This is a genomic window from Collinsella aerofaciens (genome assembly GCF_039752775.1).
GTDB classification, from domain to species: Bacteria; Actinomycetota; Coriobacteriia; order Coriobacteriales; family Coriobacteriaceae; genus Collinsella; species Collinsella aerofaciens_R.
In genome coordinates, this window is record NZ_JBDMGT010000004.1 from 45,060 (window position 1) to 65,567 (window position 20,508).

A 20,508-nucleotide genomic window follows, 5' to 3' on the forward strand; every position below is an offset into this window, starting at 1 on the left:
CCGGGGGCTCTGCGAGGCATTGGATGAAAAACCTGGCGGGCGGGCCTATGCCCAGGCGCCAACAGCGACCAACATGTTACTCGGCGTGAGCGTAATCGACCTTGGCGCGACGAGCGGTGGCCTTCTCCCAATCGCTGGTGCCCTCAAAGACATCCTGCTTGTAGGGATTGCGACCGAGCTTCTTGGCGCGGTAGGCGATGTAGATGATCGCGGCGACGTTGGCGACCAGTGCGGCGATCGAGACCGCGGTAGCGGCGCCGGGGTCGAGCGTGGAGTGGGTCACAAAGATGGACTCCTCCTGGAAGTACGGGAACACCTGGGCAAACATGCACCAAATGGCCAGCGTAAAGGCGCGGTTCTGGATCCAGCCGCCCTTGTTCCAGATAAAGGCGGCGACGGTGGGCGCCAGCAGCAGCGCAAAGCCGCAGAACCAGGAGTGGGTGGGCAGGCAGTTGTAGGTGTAGCAGAAGTTCCAGATATCGTAGGCGATGATGTAGACCCAGGTCATATCGGGCCACAGCATATCGGTCTGATCCTCGGAGGCGTAGACGCTCCACCAACCGGTCATGCAGAAGATGTTGATGATACCGGCGATGCCGTTGAACACGTTGTTCCAGCCGGCCAGCTGCGTAGCACCTTCGGAGGTGACCCAGGTGGACTCGCCCAGGACAAAGAAGTGATAGGCGCTCTCGAAGTCGGATACGACGGCAATCATGATGTTGATGGCGACGATCACAAACGGCCATGCGCGGAACCAATGTGCCTTGCCGATCTTGCCCCACTGGTACTTAATGGCAATGAAGCCCCAGCAGCCGGCCAGCGCCGCGTATACCTTGGCGTAGTGGAACCAGCTGTTCTGGTACACATGGGTGGGGTTGGTGAGCGCCCACTCGGCACCCTGCGAGACGCCGATGGCGATGGCGACGCAGTAGATGGTCATGGCCAGCGGAGCCACGCCAAAGATGATTGCCGCGCCCAGCTTGGTGCGGCGGCCGACTTCGTTGAGCACGATCAGGCCAATAAAGACCATGGCCCAGCCGGCCCAGTGGATAAGGGTATCGCTACCCCAAACATCGAACAGCATGCTGCTCTCCTTTCACACGCCCGCGGCCCCTCTTCTGATCGCGGGCAGTTTGGCCAAATGTCGTCAGTTCTGGGGCTTGCGCTCCGGATACTTGGCGGTATAGCCCTCGATGTGGAGTGTCGAGGCGATGATTTCCTTGACCGTTTCGTCGGGCACATCGGGGTGCGTGCGGATATACATCAAAAGGCCCATGATGAGGGTGTAGAACGTCTCGTAGACATGGTCGATGCGTAGCTCATGATGGGCGACAAAATCCACTACGGTGGTGTCGCAGATATACTGCGCCACGCGCTGGACCACGTTGTGCAAAAAGCCGCCGTAGAGCGCGCCGCTGCTCGAGGTAAGCGTGCTCGGCAGCTCGTGGCCGCTGGCGACCAGGCGCTTAAAGAGCGGGGCGACGGTGTCGAGCGCGCCCTCGATATCACCGACGGTGCGGTCGGCGTTCCACCGCTCGAGTTCGGAGATAAAGCCGTCGATCGCCTCGTCCATAACAGCGGTGACGGCGGCGTCCATGTCGGCGAAGTAGTGGTAGAACAATGAACGCGTGCAGCCGGCTCGCTTGGTCACGGCCGATACCGATAGGTGGGACACGCCCAGCTCGGAGCTTACGGTGCGCACGGCATCGAGGATCTCGCGACGGCGTTCGTCGCCCGTCAGGCGCTTTGCCGCGCTATCGGATGCGGGGACGGCATCGACCACAGAGGTACCTGCTGTGTTGTTGCCCATGTTTTGCCGCCTTTCATCCTCTTTTGCCTGACCGTTCGCCTAACAGTCTTGAATATTGTTGACGGTTCGTCAATACTATTTTTGACACAATGTCAACAATGGCGGGTGAACGGCATGGGGGCATGCCCGGCCTGCAAAAAAAAGAGGGGCGCCGCGGTCTCGCCGGGCTGTGGCAAGAGAAGGGACAACCATGATTCTCAACGGACCGGGGATTAGCTACACCGAGCCCGACATCGGTTCGGAGTTCGTGCCGCCGCTGCCGGAGCATCCGCGCGAGGCCATCGTCAAGCTGTGCGAGCACTGCACCAACCGTCTGCTGCATCGCGACGAGCTGCTGGGCTACGAGTACTGGTCGTTTGCCGAGGCCGCGACCGACGAGCAGGCCGAAGTGCTCTGCAAGATGAAGATGCGCCGTCCCTATACGTTGCCCGAGATGGTCAAGCTCACCGGCATGCCCGAGGCCCAGATCGAGAAGATGCTCGACGACATGAGCTACACGGGTCTGCTCGAGTACAACTGGGAAAACCCCGAGCGCGCCAAGCAGTGGGTGCTGCCCATGCTGGTGCCGGGTTCTGCCGAGTTCCTCAACATGCGCGTGAGCCAGCTCGAGGAGCATCCGGTCTATGCCAAGTTCTTTGAGCAGGCGTCCAAGGGACCGCTGTCCAAGGCCACGCCGATGGTGCCGCCCGGAGGCGCCGGTATCGGCATGCACGTCATTCCGGTCGAGAAGGCCATCGACGCCGCGAGCACCTCGGTGCCTATTGAGCATATCGAGCACTGGCTCGACAAATACGAGGGTAAGTATGCCGCCAGCACCTGCAGCTGCCGCGCGAGCCGTCGCGTGATGGGCGAGGGCTGCGCCGACGACCCGGCCGATTGGTGCATCGCCGTGGGCGATATGGCCGACTACGTGGTCGAGACTGATCGTGGCCATTACGTGACCCGCGACGAGGTTTACGACATCCTGCGCCAGGCCGAGGACAACGGCTTTGTGCACCAGATCACCAACATCGACGGCGAGAACAAGATCTTCGCCATCTGCAATTGCAACGTCAACGTGTGCTATGCCCTGCGCACCTCGCAGCTGTTCAACACGCCCAACCTGTCGCGCTCGGCCTATGTCGCCAAGGTCGAAAAGGACAAGTGCGTGGCCTGCGGTCGCTGCGTTGAGGTGTGCCCGGCCGGTGCCGCTAAGCTGGGCCAGAAGCTCTGCAGCAAAAAGGCCGGCGGACAGGTGCCCGAGTATCCGCGCCAGGAGCTGCCCGATGCCACCAAGTGGGACCACACCAAGTGGTCGCCCAACTACCGCAACGACAACCGCATCGAGACGCATGAGTCCGGCACCGCTCCCTGCAAGACGGCCTGCCCCGCGCATGTCGCCGTTCAGGGCTATTTGAAGCTCGCGGCTCAGGGTCGCTATGACGAGGCGCTGGCGCTCATCAAGCGCGAGAACCCGCTGCCCGCTATCTGCGGCCGTGTGTGCAACCGCCGCTGTGAGGATGCCTGCACCCGCGGCCGTGTGGACGCCGCCGTGGCTATCGACGAGGTCAAGAAGTTTATCGCCCAGCGCGATCTGGATGCCGCGACCCGCTATGTCCCGCCTGTGGTGACCCCGACGCGTGCCGGCGGCTTCGACCAGAAGATCGCCATCATCGGTGCCGGCCCGGCCGGTCTGTCCTGCGCTTTCTATCTGGCCGAGAAGGGCTACAAGCCCGTCGTATTCGAGAAGAACGAGCGCCCGGGCGGTATGCTCACTTACGGTATTCCCAGCTTTAAGCTGCAGAAGGATGTTATCGAGGCCGAGGTCGAGGTCATTCGCCTGATGGGTGCCGAGTTCCGCTATGGCGTGGAGGTCGGTCGCGACGTGACGCTCGACGAACTGCGCGCGCAGGGCTTTAAGGCCTTTTATGTTGCCATCGGCTGCCAGGGTGGCCGCCTCGCCGGTATTCCGGGCGAGGATGCCGAGGACGTGACCGTAGCCGTCGACTTTTTGCGCGAGGTCAACAGCGGCAAGATCGATACCCTGTCCGGCCGCACTATCGTGGTGGGCGGCGGCAACGTGGCCATCGATGTTGCCCGCAACGCCTGCCGTCTGGGCTCCGAGCATGTTGAGATGTTCTGCTTGGAGAGCGAGGCCCAGATGCCCGCCAGCGAGGAGGAGCGTCGCGAGGCCATTGAGGACGGCGCGCACATCAGCTGCGGTTGGGGTCCCAAGGAGGTCCATCTGGACGAGACCGGCCGTGTGTGTGGTATCACCTTCAAGCGCTGCACGCGTGTCTTTGACGACAAGGGCCGGTTTGCGCCCGAGTACGACGAGAATGACCTGCGCCGCGTCGACGCCGACCGCGTGGTCATGTCGATTGGCCAGTCCATTGTGTGGGGCGACTTGCTAGCTGGCTCCAAGGTGGAGCTCGGCCGCGGCCAGGGCGTCCTTGCCGATCCCCAGACCTACCAGACCGCCGAGCCCGACATCTTTGTGGGGGGCGACGTCTACACCGGTCCGAGCTTTGCCATCGACGCCATCGCTGCCGGTCACGAGGCCGCCGTGTCCATCCACCGCTTTGTGCAGCCGGGCTCCACGCTCACCATCGGCCGCAACCAGCGCCGCTACACCGCGCTCGACCGCGACGACGTTGTGCTCGAGGGCTACGACAACGCGAGCCGCGAGGTTGCCCACGTTGACCGCGAGCGCGAGAAGGCCGCGCCGTTTAGCGAGTACGTCGAGACCTTTACCGAAGAGCAGGTGCGCGCCGAGACCGCCCGTTGCCTGGGCTGCGGTGCCTCGATCGTCGACCCCAACAAGTGCATCGGCTGCGGCCTGTGCACCACCAAGTGCGCGTTCGACGCCATCCATCTGGATCGCGACCGCCCCGAGTGCTCCACGATGGTCAAATACGAGCAAAAGCTTCCAAGCCTGGGCAAGTACGCGCTCAAGCGCGCCATCAAGATTAAATTCGGGAAGAAGTAAGAAACGCAACAAGCAGGAGAACGGCGCAGAGAGCGGTTGGACAGCGAGCGAGTCCCAGGCGTGGCGAGGTGCCTTGAAAGAGGAGGGCATAGGGCTTTTGCCCATGCCCGACGATTGAAAGGCAGATCGCCCGTCTGGGGCTCGCGCAGCGTCAAGCCGACCGCCGTTCGGTAGAACGGCGGAAGGAATTAAAAGTGCACGAGCTCGGAATCGTCTATCACATCATTCGCGATGTTGAGAATGTGGCGCGCGCTCATGGCGTGCGTCGCGTTTCGAGCGTCACGCTGCTGCTGGGCGAGGTCTCGGGCGTCGTCCCCGATCTACTACTCGACGCTTGGCGCTGGGCGGCGGATAAAAAGCCTATCACGCAGGGCGCGGAGCTTATCGTGGAGCCTGTCGAGGCCGTGACGCATTGCGAGGCGTGCGGCCGCGACTACGCGACGGTCGAGCACGGCAAGACCTGTCCCCATTGCGGTAGCGGCGAGACCTATTTGCTGCAGGGCCAAGAGGTCATGATCAAACAGATCGAGACCCCCGACGAGGACCCGGCAGACGCTGTCCCCGACGGTCCTTCCGACGCCCCCGATGCCGTCGACGCCGCCAACCCTCTCCACATCGCCTAACATCCAATGACTACATGGGCTAGAGTTCTAAACATATTTGCTTCGGTTAGTCAAGTCATGTCTGTTTAAACAAAATGGTGGCACGCAGACGCATTGGGATCCACCTAAAAGCGGTCTTAACGAACAGTGCACCTTTATATGTCTTTGAAAGCAATCAGCAAATCACGTTTTAGCAGGCAATAAGCTGTAAACCGGCAACGTAATCAATTTGTAACAAACTTAGACGTTTAAACAAATAATCCAACCTTTTGCGAATTTAGCTATAATTCCACAAACCAAACAGGTATACTTCCTTCATGTCGTGTAGGAAATACGTAGACAAAAAGGAGGTTATGTGATGGTAAGTATTGTTCTTGCTAGCCACGGGGACTTGGCGGCTGGAATCAAGCAGACGGGCTCGATGGTCTTTGGCGATCAGCCGTCTGTTGCCGTGGTCTCGCTCGAGCCGAGCATGGGCCCCGACGATTTCCGTGCCAAGGTCGAGGAAGCAGTCGCTTCCTTCGAGGACCAGGAGCAGGTGCTCTTCCTCGTTGATCTGTGGGGCGGCACGCCGTTCAACCAGATCAGCGGGCTCATCGAGGGCCACGATTCCTGGGCTATCGTCACCGGTGTCAACCTGCCTATGCTCATCGAGGCATATTCGCAGCGCTTTGACGCAAAGAACACTGCACATGCGATCGCAAAACATCTCGTGACTGAGGCTAAGGCTGGCGTGCGCGTCAAGCCCGAGTCTCTGGAGCCCGAGGAGAAGAAGCCGGCTGCGGCCGCCGCTGCTCCTGCAGGCGCCATCCCTCCGGGAACGGTCATCGGCGACGGGCACATCAAGATCGCCCACGTCCGTATCGACACCCGTCTGCTGCATGGTCAGGTGGCCACCACGTGGACCAAGCAGATCAACCCCAACCGCATCATCGTGGTTTCCGACGGCGTTGCTCACGACGAGCTCCGCAAGACCATGATCGAGCAGGCTGCCCCTCCGGGAGTCCATGCCAACGTCGTGCCCATCAAGAAGATGGCCGAGGTCGTCAAGGACACGCGCTTTGGTGACACCAAGGCCATGCTGCTCTTTGAGAACCCGCAGGATCTGCTCAAGGCCATCGAGGCCGGCGTCGACATCAAGGAAGTCAACATCGGTTCCATGGCTCACTCCAAGGGCAAGGTCGTCGTCACCAACGCCGTCGCTATGGGCGATGACGACGTCAAGACTCTCGAGGCCCTCAAGGCCAAGGGCGTCAAGTTCGAGGTCCGCAAGGTTCCTTCGGATTCCTCCGAGGATCTCGACGCCATGTTGAAGAAAGCTAAGGCCGAACTGGCCGCTCAAGCATAGTAAAGGAGGGTCCGATACATGTCTGCAATCACTATTCTGCTTGTTGCGATTGTCGCGTTGCTTGCCGGTATGGAAGGCATTCTGGATGAGTTCCAGTTCCATCAGCCGCTCGTGGCATGCACGCTTATCGGTCTCGTAACCGGTCACCTTCAGGAGGGCATCCTCCTGGGCGGTTCGCTCCAGATGATGGCCCTTGGCTGGGCTAACGTCGGCGCCGCTGTCGCGCCTGACGCCGCTCTGGCCTCGGTCGCTTCTTCGATCATCATGGTGCTCGCCCTCAACGGTGGCGCCACTGATTCGGCAAAGGCCGTTACCACCGCTATCGCCGTCGCCGTCCCGCTGTCGGTCGCTGGTCTGTTCCTGACCATGATCTGCCGTACCATTGCTACCGCTATCGCTCACGCCATGGACGGTTGCGCCGAGAAGGGCGACTTCTCCGGCATCGAGCGCTGGCAGTATGCTGCCATCCTCATGCAGGGCCTTCGTATCGCCATCCCGGCAGTGCTTCTGTGCGTCATCCCGGCCGAGGCCGTTACCAACGCGCTTAACGCTATGCCCGACTGGCTGTCCGGCGGCATGGCTGTCGGCGGCGGCATGGTCGCTTCCGTCGGTTACGCCATGGTCATCAACATGATGGCCACCAAGGAGACCTGGCCGTTCTTCGTCCTCGGCTTTGTCCTTGCTGCCATCCCTCAGCTCACGCTGATCGCCCTTGGTCTCATCGGCATCTCCCTTGCCCTCATCTACCTTGGCCTTAAGGATCTGGCCAAGCAGGGTGGCGGCATGGGCGGTGGTTCCGGCGACCCGCTCGGCGACATTCTGAACGATTACGAGTAGGAGGGGAGTGATACATATGGCAGAGAACAAGATTCAGCTCACCAAGGCTGACCGCAAGAAGGTTTGCTTCCGTCATCAGTTCCTTCAGGGCTCGTGGAACTACGAGCGTATGCAGAACGGCGGCTGGTGCTTCGCAATGATCCCTGCGATCAAGAAGCTCTACACCAGCAAGGATGACCAGATTGCCGCTCTTAAGCGCCACCTGGAGTTCTATAACACCCACCCCTATGTTTCCGCCCCCGTCATTGGCGTTACCCTCGCTCTCGAGGAGGAACGCGCCAACGGTGCCCCGATTGACGACGTCGCCATTCAGGGCGTCAAGGTCGGTATGATGGGCCCGCTCGCCGGCGTCGGCGACCCCGTCTTCTGGTTCACCCTTCGCCCGATTCTGGGCGCTCTGGGCGCTTCCCTGGCCATGTCCGGCAGCATCGTCGGTCCGCTGCTGTTCTTCTTCGCGTGGAACATCATCCGTTACGCTTTCCTGTGGTACACGCAGGAGTTTGGCTACAAGGTCGGCTCCTCCATCGCCAAGGACCTCTCCGGTGGTCTGATGGGCAAGGTCACCGAGGGCGCTTCCATCCTGGGTATGTTCATCATCGGCGCCCTGGTCGAGCGCTGGGTGTCCATTTCCTTCACCCCGATCGTCTCCACGGTCAAGCAGTCTGCTGGCGCCTTTATCGACTGGGCTAGCCTGCCCTCCGGTTCCGAGGGTATCAAGGAAGCGCTGACGATGTACAACTCCGTCGGTGCTACCGCCCTTGATCAGATGAAGGTCACCACGCTTCAGGCCAACCTCGATCAGCTCATCCCCGGCCTTGCCGCCGTGTGCCTGACCCTGCTGGTCTGCAAGCTCCTCAAGAAGAAGGTCAGCCCGATCGTCATCATCCTGGCTCTCTTCGCCGTCGGCATCATCGGTCGCTTCTGCGGCTTCATGTAAGCACGCTTCGGCTTAAGACCGAGAATTGCTAGGCAAGGGCTTTTGAGCCATTGAAACGGACCGCACCCGGTGGGTACACTGGATGCGGTCCGATTGTTTTTTATTGGAGGGCGAGGCGCGTATGGCGCAATCTCAGAACAGCACGGTCGATCTGGCAACGCCGGCAACCTGCCTGATGGGGCTTACCAGTCACGGTAACGTAATGGTGGGCAATAAGGCGTTTGAGTACTATAACGAGCGCAATCCCGAGGATTATATTCAAATCCCGTGGGACGAGGTCGACTATATTGCCGCCGAGGTTTTGCGCGGCACCAAGAAGATCACGCGTTTTGCCATCTTCACCAAGGACAACGGTCACTTTACGTTTTCGACGCGCGACGACAAAGAGACGCTTCGTGCGGTCCGCAAGTACGTCGACGAGGATAAGCTCGTGCGTTCGCCCGACTTTATCGATGTGACCGCCAAGGGCGCCAAGAGCATCCCTTCCGTCATCAAAAGCCTCTTTCATAAAGGCAACTAATCTCCTGCGACGTTCTTAATCGACTAGTCATTAAAGAGCGTCGCAGACGACTATCTCGAAGAGCGGCTATGCGCTGCATGGTAGTGGCGTAAATCTGCTACACTAGTACAACATGCCTCCGTAGCTCAGGGGATAGAGCACCGCTCTCCTAAAGCGGGTGTCGACGGTTCGAATCCGCCCGGGGGCACCAGAAGATTATGACGGCGTCGCGAGAGCGGCGTCGTTTCTGGTTTGTGGGAGCTGCCGGCGGATTCGAACCGTCGACACCCGCGTCACTCATTTCCCCGCGGGGGGAGTTTTCGAATCCGCCCGGGGGCACCAGAGGAATATCGAGCCCGGTACTGCTACGGTGCCGGGCTCTTCTGGTTCAATGCCATGTCAAAAACGAAGCGCCCGCTTGCTGGGGGAGCAAGCGGGCGCCTGTGAGCGAATATGTTTGCGGCGAAAGCCGCGATGAGCGGTGGGGTGGCGACTAGTTGGTCGTACCGGAATCGTCGCCCGTGCTCGTGCCCGAGCCCGAGCCCGAACCAGAAAGTGCGACCGTCAGCGTAATCGTGCTGTCGGTGGACTGCTTTCCAGTGGGGGAGACGCCCGTAACGGTGGCATCCTCGTTACCGCTTACGGGATTGCCGTTCTGGTCACAGAAGCCAATGTTATAGAAACCGGCGTTGTTGAGCGCGGTAACGGCGGCGGAGATGCTCTTGCCGTACAGGTTGCCCGGAACACTGGCCTTGCCGGACTTCTTGGCAATGACGACGGTAATCGTGGCGCCGGGCTTCTGCTTGCCACTGGGGTTCCAGCTGATCACGGTGCCCTCGGTAACCGAGTCGTTCTCCTGGTAGCTAACGTCGACGCCAAAGCCTGCCATATCGAGGGCGTTGCGCGCCTGGGCCTCGGTCATGTCGGTCAGATCGGGGACGGACGTGGTATCCGGGCCGCTCGAGACCTTGTACGAGATGGTCGTGCCCTTCGCGACTTCCTTACCGGCTTCGGTGCCCTGCTCAAAGACCTGGCCCTCATCAGCCTCGTTGGCCTCCTCGGAGGCGTTGCCCTTCAGGCCAACGCTTGCCAGTGCGGCTTCTGCTTGGTCCTTGGTCAGGCCGACAAGTTTGGGAACCTCAACCTTTTCGGAGGGCTTGGGGCCCTTGGAGACTACCAGGTTCACCTTGGTGCCCTTGGCCTTCTTGGTGTTGCCGTTGGGCGTCTGCTCGGCGACCTTGCCCTCGTCGACATTGTCGTTGTAGCTTTGGTCGATGGTGCCGACCTCGAGGCCGGCTTCCTTGATCAGCTCGACGGCAGTCTGCTGGTCCTTGCCCAGCACGTCGGGCACGGTGACCTGCTCGACGCCAAAGAGTCCTGTGGCAAAGGCCACCACGATGCCGATGACGGCAACGGCTGCCACCACGGCGGCGATGATCTTGTTCTTGTTGGATTTGGGCTCTTCGACCTCGTAGGAGCCGGTGGAGCCCGAAACCGAGCTACGGGCGGTATTTTGGCCGCTCACGCCCGAGACGGGACGCACCATGGCGCGCGTCTGATCGGAAAGCTCACGAGTCTTGGTGGCGCCCAGCTCACCGGGGGCACCGATGATGCGCGTGGGCTCCGAGACGTTGACGGCACGGCCCGACAGGTAGCTGTTGAGCACCTGACGCAGCTCGTCGGCGGTCTGGAAGCGGTTTGCCGGGTCCTTCTCCATGCACTTGAGGATGATGCGCTCAAGGTCGGCGTCGACACCGGAGTTGATCTGGCTCGGCGGAATAGGCAGCTCGTTGACCTGCTTGAGTGCGACCGAGATAGCGTCGTCACCGTCAAAGGGGACGCGGCCGGTGGCGCACTCGTACATCACGACGCCCAGCGAGTAGATATCCGAGGTGGGGCCGAGGTCCTGACCACGGGTCTGCTCGGGGCTGACGTAGTGGGCGGTCCCCAGCACGTTGTTGTCTTGCGTGAGGTGGCTGTTCTTGGCGCGCGCGATGCCAAAGTCCATCACCTTGATGTTGCCGTCGGGCAGCACCATGATGTTCTGCGGCTTAATGTCGCGGTGGATGATCTCGTGCTTGTGGGCGACCGAAAGCGCGGAGCTGATCTGCGAGCCGATCTGGGCGACCTTCTTGGGGTCGAGGGCGCCGTGGCTCTTGATGCCGCTCTTAAGGTCGGTGCCGCGCAGGTACTCCATGACGATGTAATAGGTGTCGCCGTCCTTGCCCCAATCGTAGACGCCCACGATATAGGGTGAGGAGAGACCGGCTGCTGCCTGGGCCTCCTGCTTAAAGCGTGCGGCGAAGGTTGCGTCGCCAGCATACTGCGGCAGCATGATCTTGACGGCTACCGTGCGGTCGAGGACCTGGTCCTGTGCACGGTAGACGGTCGCCATGCCGCCTGTTCCCACCTTATCCTTGAGGAGGTATCTTCCCCCGAGGACCCTCTGTTCCATTCCTGCTCCTAACATAACTATTCGCTCAACGATGTGTGTAGTACCTACGATGTGGCCGCTGGGGCCGTGTGACGCGTTGCCGCTAACCCTTAGGCCGCGGCGCGCCTCGGGTGTCCGATTCGATCATGGGCATCACGCTCCCTGTGCGGCAAGCGCCGCGGTCAGGACGATACCGGCGATCTTGGCGGCCTTGACGTCATGCTTGTCGAAATCCTCCAAGGCCACCGAGATGGCGACCGTGGGTGAATCGTAAGGTGCAAAGCCAACAAACATCGAGTTGACGTTGGTGCCGCCAGTCTCGGCCGAGCCGGTCTTGCCGGCGACCTTGACGCCGGGGATTTGGGCATCGGTGCCGGAGCCGGACTGGACGACGGCAAGCATGGCCTGCTTGACCTGGTCGGCCGTGGCGGAGCTGACGGCCTGACCAAGCGAGCGGGACTGCGTGGTCTTGACCACGGTTCCGTCCGGGGCGAGTACCTGGGCTACAAAGTACGGGTCCATGACCACGCCGCTGTTAGCGATGGCGGCGGCAATCACGGCGTTTTGCATGACGGTGGTCTGCGGGCCGGGCGTGTGGTCCATGCCGACAGGCTGGCCGGCGCCGGCCCAGGCGGTCTCCCACTCGGTCATGAGCGACGGGTCGGCCATGATGGAGGCCGCGGAGGTCAGGTCCTGGCCGAGCTTTTGGCCGTAGCCAAAGGCGTTGGCAAACTGCACGAGCGTGTTTGCGCCAACTTCGTTTGCCACCTGGCCAAAGACGACGTTGGAGGACACGGCAAAGGCCTGCTGCAGGCTGATGGTGCCGTAGCTCTCGTTGGCATAGTTGGTGACCGGTGCGTTGCCGATGTCCATGGAGCCGGGCGCCTGGTAGGTGCTGGTAAGGCTGGCGGTACCGGTCTCGAGTGCCGCGGAAAGCGTAACGACCTTAAACGTTGAGCCCGGCGTGTACAGTGCGTCCATGGCGCGATTGTACATGGAGCCGTCCTCGCCGCCGCCCGTCTGCAGCAGGGCATCGATGTTGGTGTTGTCGTAGGTGGGCGAGCTGGCACATGCGAGCACCGCGCCGGTACGCGGGTCGATGACCACTACAGCGCCCTTAAAGCCCTTGAGTGCCTGCTCGGCCGCCGTCTGGATGCGCGAGTCGATGGTGAGCTTGGCGGTGTTGCCCGGCTGGGTCTGGCCCGCGAGCGACGCGATGGCGTTGTTCCAGCTGGAGTAGTCCTTAGAACCGGTGAGCGTGTCGTTCATGACGCTCTCGATGGCGGTGGTGCCATACTGCTGGCTCACGTAGCCAACCACGTGCGCTGCCAGGTTACCGTTGGGGTAGGAGCGTACGTAGGTGCCGTCCTCCTGCTGCAGCGACTCGGCCAGCGTCACGCCGTCGGACGTGATGATGGAGCCGCGCTGGATGTACTTGGAGCGGGCGATGGTGTGGTTGTTGGTCGGCATGTCCTGATAGTCCTTGGCCTTAATGACCTGGACATAGGTGAGGTTGCCGATAAGGATGGCGAACAGCGCCGTAAAGGCGAGCACCGCGCGGGTTAGACGGTTGGCGAGCGCAACGCGGCCGAGCACACCGGATTCAGGCGTGTCGAGCAGGCGACGGCGCATGCGCGAGCCGACGGAATGGCTGCCGCTGCCGTAGGAAGACGAGGTGGCAAAGCGCGTGCCCGTCGGGGCGGCGGCAGATGCGACCTGATCATCGGTGATGGCGGCCATGGTGCCGGTGCCGGTAAGCTCGGCCTCGCGTCCGGTCGCCTCGTCACCGGCGCGCAGCAGGAGCGCGACGATGATAAAGCTCGCCAGCAGCGAGGAGCCGCCCTGGCTCATAAAGGGCAGGGTGACGCCGGTCAGCGGAATCAGGCGGGTTACGCCGCCAACGATCAAGAAGGCCTGGAAGCTGATGGCGGCCGTAAGGCCCGTGGCGCTAAAGGCAGCGAGGTCGGATTTAGCGCGGGCAGCCGTGGTGAGGCCACGCACGGCAAAGAGCATAAACAGGATGAGCACGGCGCCGCCGCCCAAAAGGCCCATCTCCTCGCCGATAGCCGAGAAGATAAAGTCGGACTCGACGACAGGGATGTTGTTGGCCATGCCGTTGCCGATGCCAACACCGACCAGACCGCCATCGGCAAGCGAGAAGAGCGACTGGACGATCTGGTAGCCCTGGCCCTGGGCGTCCTTAAACGGATCGACCCAAACCTGGAAACGCACCTGAACGTGCGACAGGAACTTGTAGGCGCCCACGGCTCCGACGGCTAAGAGCGCAAGGCCGATAACGACATACGAAAAGCGCCCCGTGGCAACGTAGAGCATCAGCAAGAAGATGGTGTAGAACAGCACGGCCGAACCCAGGTCGCGTTCGAAGACGACGACGAGCAGGCACACACCCCACACGGCAAACAGCGGCAGCAGCAGTCGCAGGCGAGGGATCTTAAAGCCCAGAATCTTGCGGTTGGAGATGGAGAGCAGCTCGCGGTTCTCGGCCAGGTAGCCGGCCAGGAACAGGACGATAAAGACCTTGGCGAACTCGCCGGGCTGGATGGTAAAGCCCGCGATGCGAATCCACAGCTTGGAGCCCGAGATCGTGGTGCCGATAAAGATAGGCAGCATCAGCAGAATGATGCCGATGATGCCAAAGGTGTACTTGTAGCGCATGACCACGTCGAGGTTTTTGACTAATGCAAGCGTTCCCACCATGAGCGCCACCGAGACAAACAGGATGATGAGCTGTGAGATGGCGAGAGCGGGGGCGAGACGCGTCACGAACGTGATGCCGATGCCCGAAAGTATAAATACGATGGGCAGGATGGCGGGGTCGGCACCGGGCGCCAAGATGCGCACGGCAATGTGGGCCGCGGCAAAGGCGGCAAAGAGGCCGATCGGTACGGCGAGCGTCTCAAAGGAGATGGCAGCGCCCGCGGTGAGGACGTACATCGCATACAGCAGGATGACGGGGAACGCCGAGGCGATGAGCAAGAGCAGCTCGGTGTTGCGGCGACTCATAAGCGGCACTCCCTTTCTAATTCTTATCGGAGGCTTCGGCCTCGGCGGACTGTTCGGCGGTTTTCTCGGAATCTGATTCGGAGGTCGATCCCTGATTGGTGTTGTCGCGAATCGTTTGCGCGTCGATCACCTGGCGGGTCTGCTCCTCGTCGATCTGGTGGCGGTACTTGGATATCGTGTCCTGCGCATCGTCGACACTTGTTTGCGGAATGCCCGCCTTGAGGCGGTTTTGCGTGTCTTCGGGCAGGTCGGACAGCTTAATGCTGGTTTCGCTTTCGAGCCAGTGGAGCTTGAGTCCGAGCGGCTTGCCGGGCAGGCCGCGCCAGACGGCGACATTGCCCTGGTAGGTACCCAGGTAGTACGAGCCGGTGACACCCGTGTAGGCCCAGATGCCAGCTGCCAGCACAAAGACGAGGGCCAGGATGGCGGCGATAGTAATGTTGCGGCGACGCACGCGCTGCGCCTCGCGCATAACGCCATCGTCAACCAGGTCAACGACTACTACGGTCACGTTGTCGTGGCCGCCGGCGGCAAGCGCCGCGTCCACTAGGTTGTCGACGCAGATTTGCGCGGTTGAGGACTGCGTGGCGATGTTCTCGATATCGCTATCGGGAATCATGCTCGAAAGGCCGTCGGAGCACAGGATCAGACGGTCGCCTTCCTCGATATGCAGAGTAAAGTGGTCGGCATACATAGCGGGGTCCGAGCCCAGCGCGCGGGTGATGACCGAACGGTTGGGGTGGACGCGAGCCTCGTCTGCCGTGATCTCGCCGGCGTCCACGAGCTCCTCCACGTAGGAGTGGTCGCGGGTCACGCGGATGAGCGTGCCCTCGTGGAGCAGGTAGGCGCGAGAGTCACCCACGTGGGCGATGGCAAGCGTGTCGTTTTCGATATAGGCGCAAGTGGCTGTGCAGCCCATGCCGGGCTTGCCCAGGCCATTCAAGGCAGCCTCGATTACGGCGGCGTTGGCGGCCTCGACGGCTGCCGCCAGGCGTGCGGCGTCGGCAGACTGAGGAGCTGTCTTGGCAATGGTCTCGACAGCGATAGAGGAGGCTACCTCGCCGGCGGCGTGACCGCCCATGCCGTCGCATACGCAAAAGAGCGGCGACTGCACCAGGTAGGAATCCTCATTGTGCGGGCGCACACAGCCAACGTCGGAGCGGGCGCCCCACATAAGTTGCGTGGTGGTGCCGGCATCATAGGTCGAGTCGGTCTCGATGCGCTCCTCGGTCAGGGGCTCAAAGCTCATGGTCGAGCCGGGGTCTTTGAGCTTGGCCTCAACGGCGGCAACGTCGATTTCGGCGGTGTCACCGGGAGAGACGGTGTCGGTCACGGCGTTTGATTCGGAATCACCGGTGTCCGGGGAGTCGGGCTCCTCGGACACGCGGGCGGTCGACTCGTCGTCTTGCGGGCTGACGTCTATAGGCTCGGGCGCCGGCGTAGACGCGGGCGCAACCTCGGACGCCGGGGCCATGGGAAACGCCGGCGCGGCGGGCTCGGGTGCCGCAAACACCGCAGCGCTCTCGTTGATTGCCGCGGCGACGGGCTCTGCAAAGTGAGCCGGCGCCGGGGTTGCTTCGGGCGCTGTGGGCTGTTCCGCAGCATGTGCGCCGATGGGCGCCGCTACGGCATCCTCTTCGTCCTCGTTATCGGCGAGATCCGAAATATCATGCGTTACATGCGAAAGAGGCAGGGAGAACACGGTGTCCTCGGGCTCCACGGGTGCGGAGCCCGCCGGAGCGGCGTGGGCCGGTGCAGCTGTGGCGGCGGCCGGTGCCTCGGTCATAGTTGCGGACTTGTTCTCCTCGTCGATCATCGACGGTTCACCTTCATGACCACGTCGCCAATCTGGACTTCGTCGCCCTCACGCAGCGTCGCGGGCTCCACGAGTTGGCGGCCGTTGACGAGCGTGCCGTTAAGTGAGTTGAGGTCCTCGATGATGAGCGCCGGGCCCTGCAGCGAAAAGCGCGCGTGCGAGGCTGAAACGAACGGTTCGTTGATGCAGATGTCCGAAGATGGCGAGCGACCGACGATGACGGGGCCGAGCATGTCTACGTGGATGCCGCGGATACCGCGCGGACCCTTGTCCACATCGATCGTCCAGATAGCCGAGTCGCGGCGCTGTCCACGCACAAGTCCCACGCCGGTCTTCATGACGGCGAACAGAAAGATATAGAGCAGGGCGACCAGGACGATGCGGCCTGCAAAAAGGACGATATCGATGTTCATAAGCGACTATCCCCTAAATTCAAAGGTACTCAGGCCAAACGTCAGCAGATCGCCGTTGCGCAGCGGGCAGCGCGTAATGCGGCGGTTGTTGACGAGCGTGCCGTTGGTGGAATTGAGATCCTCGATCGACCAATCCGAGCCCGTAAAGGTGAGCTGGGCGTGGCGGCGCGACACGTTGGGGTCGCGCAGGGCAATGTCGGAAACTGAGCGCTCGCGACCGATGGTCACCTGTGCGGAGGTGATGCTATGGCTCTCGCCGCTCACGACGTCGACGAGCTGGGCGAGCGGACGCTGCGGGGCGCGAGTGCTCGCCATGTTGGAGGCGATGCCGGCTGCGGCGCCTAGGCCCACGGCGGCACCGGTCGCGGCGGCTCCGCCCATGCCGGCAAGCGCGTCACGCGAGACGGTCTGCGGCACCGGGATGGGAGCGGCGGGGTCGGGGATGCTAGGCGCGAAGGGGTCTGCCACGGCAAGCGGGTCGGGAGCGGCGGCGCGAGGCGTCGGCTGCTGCTGGGGCATGGCGGCGGGGCGCTGCTGCTGCGGGGCGGCAAACTGCTGCTGGCCGGCGCGCGGGGCGCTGGCGGCACGGCTTGCCGCGGAGTTGTTCTGGCCCAGGCCGTTTTGATAGGCGCGCTCTTCTTCGTACAGGCGGCCGAGCGTGGGGGCATCGACGTTCTCGGCAAAGACCGAGAACTTGCCGGCACGCAGCTGCGGATCGATCATAAAGCGCACGAGGGGCTCGCCGACAAACACATAGCGGCGCTTTTCGGCCTGTGCCTTCACAAACTCGCGGACCTCGCGCGAAAGCTCGGGGTAGAACGGGGCGAGCATGGGATCGTCGTCGGCGGCGATAAGGATGGTATAGAGTGCCGGCGCCGTGTTGACGCCGTTGATCACCAGAGTCTGATCCTCCATGTCGCGAGCGGCCTGCTTGGCAAGCTTCTTAAAGGAGAACGGGGCACGGGTGGCACCGAAGATGCCGGCCACGTGGTCCTCGAAGATGTTCAGGAAGTTCACGAAAGATCACTCTCCGTATAGGTTCTTTGGTATCCGAGCAAATATAGGCATATCCCAACGATTATAGAGGATAGGGTTCCCGCAACCGCCGCCTTGGCGATGACCGCGGCTGCAAGGCTGGCAATTTCCATATGGTGTGCAAGACAGGACGCCGCTGCGCAGCCGATGCCGGTGACAGCGATGGCGGCGATTGCGGCAAGGTTTGAGCCCTGATTGGCACGCTTGGCATGGGCATTGAGCAGCGCGGATGACGCTGCGGCAGTTGCCGCGGCCAGCCCAAAGGCAGCCCAAAGGAGCGGGTCTCCCAGCGCTGCGGCAACGTTACCGAGCCCCAGCACGCCTCCGGCTGAAAGCGCGACTGTCGCCAGGCGGGCAAAAAGCGCGCCCATGCCCGTTGCCGCGGCGGCGCTTGCCGGGCCGAGCCAAAATGACGCGACGCCGGCGGCGACCCCAGCTGCCAGGAAGGTATTGCCGGTCAGACAGCCAAGCGCGAGTGCACAGGTGAGTGCGGCGCTCGCGGCAGCCTCGGTGCGACCCCAGGCGATCCACCAACCGGACATGGCGGCGGCAAAGATCACCGCGACGGGCAACATCGACAGGATGCTCTGCGCCTGCATGGTGGCGTTGGCCATGAGCACCAAAAAGCCCACAGCCGAGATGGCCGAGCCAATCTGGGGGGCCAGGCCAGCCGCCGCTCCGATTGCGATAGCCGCAATGACCAGGCCGGGAAGCGCCGCGACCCCGGCCGTTTGCATCAGCAAAAAGCTAAAGGTGCCGCACGTTAGCGCCGAGATAGCGCGCATGGTGTAGTCGCGCGCATGGCTCCAGCGCGTGCCCGCCCAGCCAAGTGCGGGGTCGACCTCGATGGCGTCGTCCTCGTAGTGCGACGGCTCGATACCGTCGAGCTCCTGCTCGTCATCCGAAAGCTCGCCAACCATTTGCTCCAGGCTGCGACGGCCTTCGCGCACGCTGCCCAGACCGGCAAGGAGCTGGTCGCAAAATGCCTCGATGCTGTTGGGGCGGTCCTGCGGCATGGGGGAGAGCGCGCTCATGAGCGCGCTCTCGGCTCCCGGGGGAAAGTGTGGTATCAGCTCGCTGGGATAGGTGGCGCCGCCGATGATGCGGTCGAGCGAGTCGGCGGGCGTGGCCGCCATAAAGGGAGCGCTGCCGCACAGGCCCTCGTAGATCACACAGGCGAGGGCAAAGACATCGGCGCGCTCGTCGACCGTGCCGGTCTCGATATCGAGCTGCTCGGGCGGCATGTAGCCGATGGTGCCGCCGCGCGAGCCGCCAAAGCCACCGGCGGACGACAGCCGCGCCATGCCAAAGTCGGTGAGCTTTACATTGCCCGAGTGGTCGATGAGCACGTTGGCGGGCTTAATGTCCAGGTGGAGTACGCCATTACTATGGGCGAAGGTGAGCGCCTGGCCCAGGGCATCGGCAATGGCCGCGGCCTCGTCAAAGGTAAGTGAGTGGCCGTCCACGCGGTGCAAAAACTCGGCCAGCGACATGCCATCGACATATTCCATAACCAGGTAGGCATAGGCTGTGTCGTGCGTAAAGTCGATGACCTGCACGATATCGGGATGTTGAAGCATGGCGGCGGTGTGCGCCTCGCGCAGGACATCCATGATGTCGCTGGCGGGCATGCCGGCACCGTTGATAAGGGGGATGCGCTTAATGGCGACGCGGCGGCGCAGGTGCGTGTCGCGGCAGATCTCGATGGAGCCAAAACCGCCGGTCGCAAGTGTCTCGAGCGGCTGGTACCGCTTGAGCAGCTCGCGAGAGCTGGTGCCCTCCAAAGGAACGTCCGGCGAGAACCGGGCGGTATGTTGCGGGAAAAGCGGCATGGCCAACCCTCGTGCGTTTAAAGTTCGTTTGCGAGCGGCGGGCGCGGGGCCGAGCCATTCGCGGTGGCATAGATGCTGCTAGTGTAGCACGCTCGGGCGGATGGCGAGGATAACGGGATGCGAGGCTGCCTGTCTGTCTTGGCCTTAGCGCTTCTTCTTGTTCTTCTTCTGCTTGCGCTGCTTGCCCTTGGTCTCCTGGGGCTTGTCGCCCTGCTTGGCCTCGGCGGCGGCCTTTTCAGCCTTCATCTTCTTGCGTTTGGTCTCGATGCGGAGTTTTTTGTTGATGCGCGCCTTAAGGAAGGTGCCAAACTGCTCGGCATCGCCGCGGACAAAGGTGTCCTTAGGGATCGTCACGCCCTGGTCGGCGAACATGGCCACAAAGATGCGCTCGCCGTCGAGCACGTGGTCGAGCTTCTCAAACGGGAAAAACTGCGACTTGCCGCTCTTGCCCCAAACCATCAGGCCGTCCTCGTTGGCGGCGACGCGGCGATAGCGGCCACCCATGGACTCGTCGGCCTCGACGGAATCGATAAAGTCGCGGGCGAGGGTGTGGTGCAGGTTTTTGCTCCACCAGGCCAAAAAGGCGCCGAACACGATCAACACGACGCCAAACTTGATCCAGTTGCCGCCGGCCACCAGCATGCCGATGCCGATGAGCGCGGCAATTGCCGCGGCGACATACAGCGAGCCGCGACGCCTGGGCGAGGCGACCAGGCGGGCGAAGTCGGTGACCAGGTCGTTTTCGTACTGGTACTCGTTGAGGTACAGGATGCCGTCATCGGCTGCGGCCTGCTCCTCGAGCGCGACCTCGACCTGGTCGGCTGCTTCGGAGGGAACGAGGTTGCTCTCTGCGTCTGCCATGCTCTTTGGACTCCTATCGCGGCGGGCTCGCCGTACGGGTTATTATGAATGCAGTATGCCGTGCGACCGCATGGCCGTCGCGGCAACAAGAC

General features: G+C 62.3%; 15 protein-coding genes and 1 tRNA gene. 7 read left to right on the forward strand and 9 right to left on the reverse strand.

The annotated features are described in order from the left end of the window. Positions 1–76: 76 nt before the first annotated feature. Positions 77–1,084 (reverse strand): DUF5692 family protein, encoded by a 1,008-nt coding sequence (locus ABHR63_RS02080; protein WP_195544659.1) that lies wholly within the window; start codon positions 1,082–1,084, stop codon positions 77–79. A 63-nt stretch (positions 1,085–1,147) separates the two neighbouring features. After that, positions 1,148–1,810 carry a TetR/AcrR family transcriptional regulator gene (locus ABHR63_RS02085; protein WP_138340865.1) on the reverse strand — a complete coding sequence of 221 codons (663 nt, stop codon included), beginning with the start codon at positions 1,808–1,810 and terminating at the stop codon, positions 1,148–1,150. Between the two features lie 190 nt (positions 1,811–2,000). On the opposite strand from ABHR63_RS02085, the gene ABHR63_RS02090 reads away from it, so the two are divergent. The 7 genes from ABHR63_RS02090 (at position 2,001) to ABHR63_RS02120 (ending at position 9,212) form a co-directional block, all read left to right on the forward strand. Continuing rightward, the gene (locus ABHR63_RS02090) at positions 2,001–4,778 is read left to right on the forward strand and encodes an FAD-dependent oxidoreductase (protein WP_195569005.1); all 2,778 of its coding nucleotides are present in this window, start codon (positions 2,001–2,003) and stop codon (positions 4,776–4,778) included. 194 nt (positions 4,779–4,972) lie between these two features. Next, entirely contained in the window at positions 4,973–5,401 is a 429-nt protein-coding gene (locus tag ABHR63_RS02095) for a hydrogenase maturation nickel metallochaperone HypA/HybF (RefSeq protein ID WP_195569004.1), read from the forward strand. Positions 5,402–5,738: 337 nt separating this feature from the next. After that, positions 5,739–6,728 (forward strand): PTS sugar transporter subunit IIB, encoded by a 990-nt coding sequence (locus ABHR63_RS02100; RefSeq protein WP_148332486.1) that lies wholly within the window; start codon positions 5,739–5,741, stop codon positions 6,726–6,728. Positions 6,729–6,746: 18 nt separating this feature from the next. Continuing rightward, positions 6,747–7,565 (forward strand): PTS mannose/fructose/sorbose transporter subunit IIC, encoded by an 819-nt coding sequence (locus ABHR63_RS02105; RefSeq protein ID WP_006235195.1) that lies wholly within the window; start codon positions 6,747–6,749, stop codon positions 7,563–7,565. A gap of 16 nt (positions 7,566–7,581) precedes the next feature. Next, positions 7,582–8,502, forward strand: coding sequence for a PTS system mannose/fructose/sorbose family transporter subunit IID (locus ABHR63_RS02110; protein ID WP_055310058.1), 921 nt, complete (start codon positions 7,582–7,584; stop codon positions 8,500–8,502). 121 nt (positions 8,503–8,623) lie between these two features. After that, positions 8,624–9,022 carry a DUF956 family protein gene (locus ABHR63_RS02115; protein WP_238022763.1) on the forward strand — a complete coding sequence of 133 codons (399 nt, stop codon included), beginning with the start codon at positions 8,624–8,626 and terminating at the stop codon, positions 9,020–9,022. Between the two features lie 114 nt (positions 9,023–9,136). Next, positions 9,137–9,212 (forward strand) — tRNA-Arg (locus ABHR63_RS02120). Positions 9,213–9,494: 282 nt separating this feature from the next. Here the strand turns inward: ABHR63_RS02120 and pknB are convergent. The 7 genes from pknB to ABHR63_RS02155 form a co-directional block, all read right to left on the reverse strand. Continuing rightward, positions 9,495–11,456: a Stk1 family PASTA domain-containing Ser/Thr kinase gene (pknB, locus tag ABHR63_RS02125; protein WP_346965861.1), complete on the reverse strand. Its 1,962-nt coding sequence runs from the start codon at positions 11,454–11,456 to the stop codon at positions 9,495–9,497. Between the two features lie 132 nt (positions 11,457–11,588). Further along, entirely contained in the window at positions 11,589–14,459 is a 2,871-nt protein-coding gene (locus tag ABHR63_RS02130) for an FtsW/RodA/SpoVE family cell cycle protein (protein WP_346964980.1), read from the reverse strand. Between the two features lie 16 nt (positions 14,460–14,475). Then, positions 14,476–16,275, reverse strand: coding sequence for a Stp1/IreP family PP2C-type Ser/Thr phosphatase (locus tag ABHR63_RS02135; RefSeq protein ID WP_346964981.1), 1,800 nt, complete (start codon positions 16,273–16,275; stop codon positions 14,476–14,478). Further along, positions 16,272–16,688: an FHA domain-containing protein gene (locus tag ABHR63_RS02140; RefSeq protein ID WP_006235180.1), complete on the reverse strand. Its 417-nt coding sequence runs from the start codon at positions 16,686–16,688 to the stop codon at positions 16,272–16,274. The genes ABHR63_RS02135 and ABHR63_RS02140 overlap by 4 nt, the downstream gene beginning before the upstream one ends. 6 nt (positions 16,689–16,694) lie before the next feature. After that, the gene (locus ABHR63_RS02145; protein ID WP_195622457.1) at positions 16,695–17,705 is read right to left on the reverse strand and encodes an FhaA domain-containing protein; all 1,011 of its coding nucleotides are present in this window, start codon (positions 17,703–17,705) and stop codon (positions 16,695–16,697) included. Beyond that, entirely contained in the window at positions 17,702–19,555 is a 1,854-nt protein-coding gene (locus tag ABHR63_RS02150) for a serine/threonine-protein kinase (protein WP_346964982.1), read from the reverse strand. Before ABHR63_RS02150 ends, ABHR63_RS02145 begins: the two co-directional genes overlap by 4 nt. 144 nt (positions 19,556–19,699) lie before the next feature. Then, complete coding sequence (locus ABHR63_RS02155; RefSeq protein ID WP_271730027.1) at positions 19,700–20,416, reverse strand: hypothetical protein; 717 nt, start codon at positions 20,414–20,416, stop codon at positions 19,700–19,702. Positions 20,417–20,508: the final 92 nt, after the last annotated feature.

Excerpts from the sequence above, each read along its gene's own strand:
- ABHR63_RS02080 (WP_195544659.1), bottom strand. The coding sequence starts at position 1,084 with ATGCTGTTCGATGTTTGGGGTAGCGATACCCTTATCCACTGGGCCGGC.
- ABHR63_RS02085 (WP_138340865.1), bottom strand. The coding sequence starts at position 1,810 with ATGGGCAACAACACAGCAGGTACCTCTGTGGTCGATGCCGTCCCCGCA.
- ABHR63_RS02090 (WP_195569005.1), top strand. The coding sequence starts at position 2,001 with ATGATTCTCAACGGACCGGGGATTAGCTACACCGAGCCCGACATCGGT.
- ABHR63_RS02100 (WP_148332486.1), top strand. The coding sequence starts at position 5,739 with ATGGTAAGTATTGTTCTTGCTAGCCACGGGGACTTGGCGGCTGGAATC.
- ABHR63_RS02105 (WP_006235195.1), top strand. The coding sequence starts at position 6,747 with ATGTCTGCAATCACTATTCTGCTTGTTGCGATTGTCGCGTTGCTTGCC.
- ABHR63_RS02110 (WP_055310058.1), top strand. The coding sequence starts at position 7,582 with ATGGCAGAGAACAAGATTCAGCTCACCAAGGCTGACCGCAAGAAGGTT.
- ABHR63_RS02115 (WP_238022763.1), top strand. The coding sequence starts at position 8,624 with ATGGCGCAATCTCAGAACAGCACGGTCGATCTGGCAACGCCGGCAACC.
- pknB (WP_346965861.1), bottom strand. The coding sequence starts at position 11,456 with ATGGAACAGAGGGTCCTCGGGGGAAGATACCTCCTCAAGGATAAGGTG.
- ABHR63_RS02130 (WP_346964980.1), bottom strand. The coding sequence starts at position 14,459 with ATGAGTCGCCGCAACACCGAGCTGCTCTTGCTCATCGCCTCGGCGTTC.
- ABHR63_RS02135 (WP_346964981.1), bottom strand. The coding sequence starts at position 16,275 with ATGATCGACGAGGAGAACAAGTCCGCAACTATGACCGAGGCACCGGCC.
- ABHR63_RS02140 (WP_006235180.1), bottom strand. The coding sequence starts at position 16,688 with ATGAACATCGATATCGTCCTTTTTGCAGGCCGCATCGTCCTGGTCGCC.
- ABHR63_RS02150 (WP_346964982.1), bottom strand. The coding sequence starts at position 19,555 with ATGCCGCTTTTCCCGCAACATACCGCCCGGTTCTCGCCGGACGTTCCT.
- ABHR63_RS02155 (WP_271730027.1), bottom strand. The coding sequence starts at position 20,416 with ATGGCAGACGCAGAGAGCAACCTCGTTCCCTCCGAAGCAGCCGACCAG.